The following is a 7,278-nucleotide window of genomic DNA, read 5'->3' on the forward strand; positions in this document are numbered from 1 at the left end:
GGTTGCTTTAAAACAGTAGCCTGAAGAACAAGGCTCACTGACATTAAGTTAAGTTTGTCATGCATGTTCGATGGAGTTAGATGCCCTCCTACGCGAGGATGACAATTTTACATCGACATAGACATAACATAATGACAGTGGAGCCTTTGCCATGCGGCATCATTTTTTATGAATGTCGCATCATTTCTCTGATTTCTTCTATCTTTTTTTCCAAATCAGGTGGGACTGTCCCTCCTCCTTGAGCCATATCATCACGACCACCACCTTTTCCACAGAGATGCCTTACGAGAGCAGCTGCAGTAGGTGCTTTACCTAAAATATTTTTACTCACTCCTGCAATCACATTCATTTTACTTTGGTCTACGGTAAATAAAACAATTACAGCAGAATCGAGTCTGGATTTCAGTTGATCCATAGTAGTACGCATGGTTTGGCTATCTACACCTTCCAATTGCTTTACAAGTAAACTGATTCCGTCAATTTTTTCCACTTCATTTGCCAGATCAGCTCCTGATTTTTGTGCTTTCTCACTTTGTAATTTGGCAATTTCCTTTTCCAAACCTTTGTTTTCAGTAATGAGCTGTCCCACTTTATCTGGTAAACTATTTGTTGTGGTTTTTAACAAAGAAGCTAATTCATTCAACATAAATTGTTGTTCATTAACCCAAGCTAGAGCATAACGCCCTGTCACCATCTCGATACGCCTTACGCCACTAGCAATCCCATATTCAGCAACAATTTTAAATAGACCAATATCACCAGTCCGTCGCGCATGCGTTCCACCACAAAGCTCTTTAGAAAATTCCCCCATAGATAATACACGCACTTTATCAGTATATTTTTCTCCAAAAAGAGCTACTGCACCGCTTTTTTTTGCTGAATCAATGTCCATAACTCGAGTTTCAACTTCATGATTAGCGCGAATTTGCTCATTAACGAGCAATTCAATTTCTTTAATTTGTTCTGTGGCTAATGATTCAAAATGAGAAAAGTCAAAGCGCGCACGCTCTGCATCAACCAATGAACCTTTTTGTTGGACTTGTGGTCCAACAACTGTTTTTAAAGCAGCATGCAATAAATGAGTGGCCGTATGATTTAAACGGATTGCTTCTCGACGCTCATTATCTATTTGTGCCGTAACTATTTGATCTAAAGTCGCGGTGCCTTCTACCACTTCTCCATAATGCACTATGGCTTGACCTTTTTTTTGCGTATCATCGACACGAAAACTAAAGCCCATACTTGTGAATATCCCCTTATCCCCTACTTGGCCACCACTTTCTGCATAAAAAGGTGTGTGATCCAAAACTAAAGCTCCTTTCATACCTTGGGTTAAAGTGTGTACCTCACTTCCTTCATGCAGCAGGGCAATAATTTTTGCTTCTGTTTCCTTTTTCTCATAGCCATGAAAATCAGATTGGTAGTCCAATTGGGCACTGGTACTATAATCCACACTGAACTGGCTAGCAGCTTGAGATTGCTCTTTTTGCTGTTGCATCAATTGATTAAAACCATTCATATCCACATGCAGCCCTTGTTCTCGAGCGATATCAGCAGTCAAATCAACTGGAAAACCATAAGTGTCATACAGCTTAAACGCGATTTCTCCAGATATTTCATGGCCTCCAAGTGAATGCATTTGTTCTTGCAAGAGACGTAATCCCTGATCGAGAGTACGGGCAAATTGATTTTCTTCTTGATTAAGAATTTTTTCTATATGGGCTTTAAATTGTATCAATTCAGGATAAGCATCACCCATTACTCTAATTAAAGGTTCTACCAATTGCGAAAAAAATGGGGTTGGCAAACCTAACTTATTACCATGCCTTACTGCTCTTCTTATGATTCTTCTGAGTACATATCCCCGCCCTTCATTGCCTGGAATCACTCCATCGGCAATTAAAAATGCACAAGAACGAATATGATCAGCAATCACTTTTAAAGAGGTATGGCTTAAATTGCTCATTTTTCCAAGTTTTGCTGTAGACTGGATTAAATACTGGAAAATATCCGTTTCATAGTTGCTGTGCACTCCTTGAACTACTGCTGCGAGTCGCTCAAGTCCCATACCTGTATCTACAGAAGGTTTAGGTAAAGGATGTAAATTCCCATCCTTATCTCGGTTAAATTGCATGAATACCAGGTTCCAAATTTCTATATACCGATCCCCATCTTCATCAGGGCTTCCTGGAGGGCCACCTGGAATTTCAGGGCCATGATCATAAAAGATTTCAGTGCATGGACCACAAGGACCGGTATCACCCATGGACCAAAAGTTATCTTTTTCCCCACAACGCGAGAATCGTGCGGCCGAGACCTTCATTTCTTTTAACCAGATATCTTCCGCTTCTTGATCTTCTTTATAAACAGTCACCCACAGACGCTCTTCAGGCAGATGCAGAACTTGAGTTAAAAACTCCCAAGCAAATTTTATTGCTTCTCGCTTGAAATAATCTCCGAAACTAAAGTTGCCCAACATTTCAAAAAATGTATGGTGTCTTGCTGTATAACCGACATTCTCCAAGTCATTGTGTTTACCGCCGGCGCGTACACAACGTTGTGCTGTGACTGCCCGTTGATAAGAACGTGTTTCAAGTCCTAAAAATAAATCCTTAAATTGCACCATACCTGCATTAGTAAACAATAAAGTAGGATCATTCGCAGGAACTAAGGCACTGGATTCCACTAATTGATGACCACGTTGTGTGAAATAATCAAAGAATGCTTGTCTAATTTCAGTACTTTTCATTTATAATCAACACCAATTTGAGTTAATTTTAATCTTTTAATATAGCCATGATGCAGTGCATTCAGGCTAAACTTCATTTTTATTTTTCCAATTCTTTTTTTACTTGAGCAATGGTATCCATACCAAATCCACGATAAAGCAAAAAACGCTGCTGCTTTTGGAGTTCCTCAAAAGATAAATCACATTGACCTTTACATTTTTTCTGCCAAACATCTAAAGCATAAGTCAACCAATTATATTCCTCCTGATGCAGGAACTGATGAATTAATTCCTTATTAATTCCTTTACTACCTAATTCCTGACTGATTTTTAAAGGTCCATAACCCTGACGAATGCGTGAGCGGCTGTATATTTCTACAAAACGATAATCATTTTGTAAATCCAAGCGTTGGCATTCCTCTAGTGCATCTTTTATTTCTATTGAGTTATATCCTTTTTGTTTTAATTTATCATAAAGCTCTACCTTACTGTGCTCGCGCCTCGATAACAGGCGCACAGCACAATCAAATGCTTTAGTCATCAATTGTCTCGAACTCATCAGCACTAGCCGATGCAAGCATAGGTAGTTTTTTCTCCAGGAGCTCAGCACGAATTTGTTGCTCAAGGACTGTTGCCACTTGGGGATTCTCCTTAAGGTATAAGCGAACATTATCCTTACCTTGGCCAATTTTCTCCCCTTTATAACTGTACCAAGCACCAGATTTTTCAATCAAATTGAGTTGGACACCCAAGTTGATAATTTCACTTTCGCGAGAAATACCTTCATTATATAGAATGTCAAATTCAGTCATCTTGAATGGTGGAGCAACTTTATTTTTAACAACTTTCACGCGGGTTTCACTACCTAAAATTTCTTCGCCTTTTTTAATTGACCCAATGCGGCGTATATCCAGGCGGACAGAAGCATAGAACTTCAATGCATTACCACCAGTAGTTGTTTCAGGGCTACCAAACATCACCCCAATTTTCATACGAATTTGGTTAATGAAAATGACTAGTGTATTGGAGCGTTTAATATTAGCGGTCAATTTACGTAAAGCTTGAGACATGAGTCGAGCTTGTAAACCAACATGTGAATCTCCCATTTCCCCTTCAATTTCTGCTTTAGGGGTCAATGCCGCAACAGAGTCGACAATAATTACATCTACAGCGGCTGAACGAACCAGCATATCGGTAATCTCCAGAGCTTGTTCCCCTGTGTCTGGTTGGGAAACCAACAACTCATCAACATTCACACCCAATTTTTGTGCATAGCTAGGGTCTAAAGCATGCTCTGCGTCAATAAATGCGGCAGTGCCCCCCATTTTTTGACATTCGGCGATAACTTGTAAGGTCAAGGTGGTTTTACCAGAAGATTCGGGACCATAAATTTCAACAACACGTCCTTTGGGCAAACCACCAATTCCCAATGCGATATCCAATCCTAAAGATCCTGTTGAAATGGCTTCTATATCTCGGGATACATTGCTGTCTCCCATACGCATCACTGATCCTTTACCAAATTGACGTTCAATTTGCGAGAGGGCAGCTGATAATGCTTTTTGTTTATTTTCTTCCATAATATTTTCCAGGTAGTTAGAGTTATGCAAGGGTAAAATTATCACACAGATAAGAACAAGCAGCAAATTGATTCACCAGTTTAAAAGTGTTTTTTTGCACCCCAACCCACACCGTTCACAACCAGGAGTTGATTATAATTTTTACTATGTGGTAAAATATTGAAAAATTCACTTAAAATGGAAAATTTGATGCAAAGTAAAAATGAAAATACATCACCAATTTCTAATATAATAGCTACTTCATTGTATGCAGCACGCGGAGTAATTAATATTTCTAATGCATCTAAACATCTCTTTTTCCCTACGACAGAGGAATCAAACTTAAGCTTTACAAATCGTGCTCAACATGAATTTAAACAAAAAACATTAACGGTGGCAGAAGATTTAACCACCATACTTTTCCTAAAATAAATAGCTTGAACACTCAGGTTTGGAGTTGCTGATAAATTTTTTTATACATCACACCATATTCATCAATTTTTAATGTAGGAAAGAATACCCGACAAAGCTTCTTGGCATGCAGCCAAACGTATGTCTTGTCTATCTCCAGTGAACTGCTTTCTTAATATTTTAGGACTCATGTCTCTAGCTGCCCAACCAAAACACACAGTACCCACTGGTTTTTCAAAGCTACCTCCGTCAGGGCCTGCAATACCAGTAACTGATACAGCAACATGTCCTGCGCTATGCTGCAAAGCACCAGTCGCCATAGCCTGTGCAACAGGTTCACTCACTGCGCCATATTCTTCAATTAATTGTTTAGGCACTGACAGCAGCTCTTCTTTGGCTAGATTACTGTACGTAACAAATCCACGTTCAAACCAGGATGAACTTCCAGAAATTTCAGTGAGATAACTTGCAATGAGACCCCCGGTACATGATTCAGCCGTGACTAACTGCCAATTCTCTTTTTTAAGAATCGCGGAAATTTCATTGATTAGTTTATCAAAAGAGCTCATGAGTATATTGATATGTAGAGATTATCCTGGGTTACGGCCTAAGCCTTCACCCAGGTTAAATGATATTATTGATTTGGAGTCTGGGTTTGATTTCCAGCAGGTTGAGCTGGTGCTGGTTGTGTTGTAGTGGTAGTTTCAGTTGCTCCTGCGGTTGGTTGCTTGTTATTTTGCTCACCACATGCAGTTAACGTTAATGCTAGTAAACCAGTTGCTACAACTAAAGCGAAACGATTCATTTTATTCTCCCTATAAGTTTAATATTTTTTTTAAATCCCTTTAGATTCTAGCAAATAAATTTAAATTCAACCATGACCTATTGATATTTCAATAAAAAAGTTGAAAATATAATGTTTTCTTACTTTAAAAACTCAAAAAATTAACAATCCAGCTAGAAAATACTCCATCATCACAATGTTGCTGTAATGATTTTAATCCCTGTTCGACCAACTCTTCACTCAGCTTGCTCTTACGGATCTCAATCAGTGCCTGGGCATAATTTTTACTATACTCAGGATGACCTTGTACCGTGAACAGATTATCGCGAATTTGCAGCATATAAAACGGACAGAAATCACTTGCAGCGAGAACTTCTGCTTCTGGAGGTAGGACCACAACTTGATCCTGGTGGCTCACGATTAAGTTGAGCACTCCAAGGGATGGGGTCATCCACGATTTATGCTGGGTGATTTTATTTACCGACATTCCTATCCCCCAACCCTTGGGAGATTGAATCACCGTTCCTCCTAATGCCTTCGCAATAAGCTGATGACCAAAACAAATCCCTACAACTTTTTTTCTTCCTACATGAAGACATCGGATAAATTCTTCAAGTGCAGTAATCCATGAATAACCATCATTAACACCATGATGGCTCCCAGTAATAACATAAGCATCTTCGACATCAATATGGGCTGGTAGTTCACCATGACACGCATCATAGACGGTGAATATCAAATTGGGTTCTACCTGATACAGTAGTTTGATATACATTTCTGAATAAGTGCCATGTAAAGTAATCAATTCTGGCGCTACTTGGTCACATTGCAATATTCCGATTTTCATGGTGCTCCCAGTGGAGTTCCTTAAGGCGCTTACGCCACACTTATTTCCACAGTCTCAGAATGATGCGAATCGTCGCCGTGGATTGCAGCCATAAGAATATTTACATATTGCTGCTGGTCAAAAAGGATCGGATTGCTGTGTGCAGAAGGATCCTCTGTTGCCATTAGTGCAATACGTGTTACATGTTGCTCGTCAATACCAATTTCAGTCAACCGATGCTCAATACCTAATTCACGACGCAATTGCAGTATCCAATTGAGAAATCCATCAAATCCGTTGTCAATCTCCAAATAGGCAGCCAATCGCATTATTTTATGCTCAATCTCGGCTCGATTAGCTTGCAATACATAGGGCATTAAAATGGCATTTAAGCGACCATGATGAGCATCATAAATTGCTCCCAAGGGATGAGCAAGTGCATGCATAGCGCCCAATCCACGCTGGAACGCTGTTGCTCCCATCAGAGAAGCAACAAGCATTTGTGTTCTTGAGTTTACATCATTTCCATTTTGCATGACTCGTGGTAGATGTTCTTTTATTAGCCGCATCCCTTCAAGAGCAATTCCCTCTGCCAAGGGATGATAGCCGGGCGCAGAGTAAGCTTCCAAACAATGAGATAATGCGTCCATACCTGTTGCTGCCGTGATATTTGGAGGTAAGGCAACGGTCAACTCTGGATCTAATATAACTATGGCAGGTAACATTTTGGGATGAAAAATAATCTTTTTCCGCTGTTGTTGTGTATCAGTAATAACCGAAGCACGCCCCACTTCTGAACCAGTACCCGCAGTACTTGGTACCGCTATAACAGGAGTTATACCAGCAACATTCACCCGTAGCCAATTATCTCCTATATCTTCAAAATCCCATAAGGAACAATTTTGTCCAACCATCAACGCAATAGCCTTACCTGCATCAAGAGCAGACCCCCCCCCCATGGCAATCACTC

General features: G+C 39.8%; 8 protein-coding genes. 1 reads left to right on the forward strand and 7 read right to left on the reverse strand.

Annotated features, from left to right (window positions below; all coding sequences use genetic code 11):
- Nucleotides 1–166: 166 nt before the first annotated feature.
- From alaS to recA, 3 genes are all read right to left on the reverse strand, one after another.
- Nucleotides 167–2,749, reverse strand: a complete 2,583-nt coding sequence (gene alaS, locus Lpar_RS14890) for an alanine--tRNA ligase (RefSeq protein WP_058518664.1) — start codon at nt 2,747–2,749, stop codon at nt 167–169.
- A gap of 79 nt (nt 2,750–2,828) precedes the next feature.
- Entirely contained in the window at nt 2,829–3,269 is a 441-nt protein-coding gene (gene recX, locus Lpar_RS14895; RefSeq protein ID WP_058518665.1) for a recombination regulator RecX, read from the reverse strand.
- Nucleotides 3,262–4,308 carry a recombinase RecA gene (gene recA / locus Lpar_RS14900; RefSeq protein ID WP_058518666.1) on the reverse strand — a complete coding sequence of 349 codons (1,047 nt, stop codon included), beginning with the start codon at nt 4,306–4,308 and terminating at the stop codon, nt 3,262–3,264. The genes recX and recA overlap by 8 nt, the downstream gene beginning before the upstream one ends.
- 189 nt (nt 4,309–4,497) lie before the next feature.
- Here recA and Lpar_RS14905 point away from each other — a divergent pair, with 189 nt between their 5' ends.
- On the forward strand, nt 4,498–4,719 hold the full coding sequence (locus Lpar_RS14905; protein WP_058518667.1) for a hypothetical protein: 222 nt from the start codon (nt 4,498–4,500) through the stop codon (nt 4,717–4,719).
- A 62-nt stretch (nt 4,720–4,781) separates the two neighbouring features.
- On the opposite strand, the gene Lpar_RS14910 is transcribed toward Lpar_RS14905, so the two are convergent.
- The 4 genes from Lpar_RS14910 to Lpar_RS14920 all read right to left on the reverse strand — a co-directional run.
- Nucleotides 4,782–5,267 carry a CinA family protein gene (locus Lpar_RS14910; RefSeq protein WP_058518668.1) on the reverse strand — a complete coding sequence of 162 codons (486 nt, stop codon included), beginning with the start codon at nt 5,265–5,267 and terminating at the stop codon, nt 4,782–4,784.
- A 65-nt stretch (nt 5,268–5,332) separates the two neighbouring features.
- The gene (locus tag Lpar_RS19120; protein WP_165482421.1) at nt 5,333–5,503 is read right to left on the reverse strand and encodes a hypothetical protein; all 171 of its coding nucleotides are present in this window, start codon (nt 5,501–5,503) and stop codon (nt 5,333–5,335) included.
- Between the two features lie 124 nt (nt 5,504–5,627).
- Nucleotides 5,628–6,329, reverse strand: coding sequence for a glutamine amidotransferase-related protein (locus Lpar_RS14915; RefSeq protein ID WP_058518669.1), 702 nt, complete (start codon nt 6,327–6,329; stop codon nt 5,628–5,630).
- A 29-nt stretch (nt 6,330–6,358) separates the two neighbouring features.
- Nucleotides 6,359–7,278, reverse strand: a 920-nt coding sequence (locus Lpar_RS14920; RefSeq protein ID WP_065236080.1) for an iron-containing alcohol dehydrogenase, incomplete at its 5' end; no start/stop codon positions are given.

Origin of the sequence: Legionella parisiensis (assembly GCF_001467945.1) — a bacterium.
In the GTDB taxonomy this organism is placed as follows: Bacteria; Pseudomonadota; Gammaproteobacteria; order Legionellales; family Legionellaceae; genus Legionella; species Legionella parisiensis.

Excerpts from the sequence above, each read along its gene's own strand:
- alaS (WP_058518664.1), bottom strand. The coding sequence starts at position 2,749 with ATGAAAAGTACTGAAATTAGACAAGCATTCTTTGATTATTTCACACAA.
- recX (WP_058518665.1), bottom strand. The coding sequence starts at position 3,269 with ATGACTAAAGCATTTGATTGTGCTGTGCGCCTGTTATCGAGGCGCGAG.
- recA (WP_058518666.1), bottom strand. The coding sequence starts at position 4,308 with ATGGAAGAAAATAAACAAAAAGCATTATCAGCTGCCCTCTCGCAAATT.
- Lpar_RS14905 (WP_058518667.1), top strand. The coding sequence starts at position 4,498 with ATGCAAAGTAAAAATGAAAATACATCACCAATTTCTAATATAATAGCT.
- Lpar_RS14910 (WP_058518668.1), bottom strand. The coding sequence starts at position 5,267 with ATGAGCTCTTTTGATAAACTAATCAATGAAATTTCCGCGATTCTTAAA.
- Lpar_RS19120 (WP_165482421.1), bottom strand. The coding sequence starts at position 5,503 with ATGAATCGTTTCGCTTTAGTTGTAGCAACTGGTTTACTAGCATTAACG.
- Lpar_RS14915 (WP_058518669.1), bottom strand. The coding sequence starts at position 6,329 with ATGAAAATCGGAATATTGCAATGTGACCAAGTAGCGCCAGAATTGATT.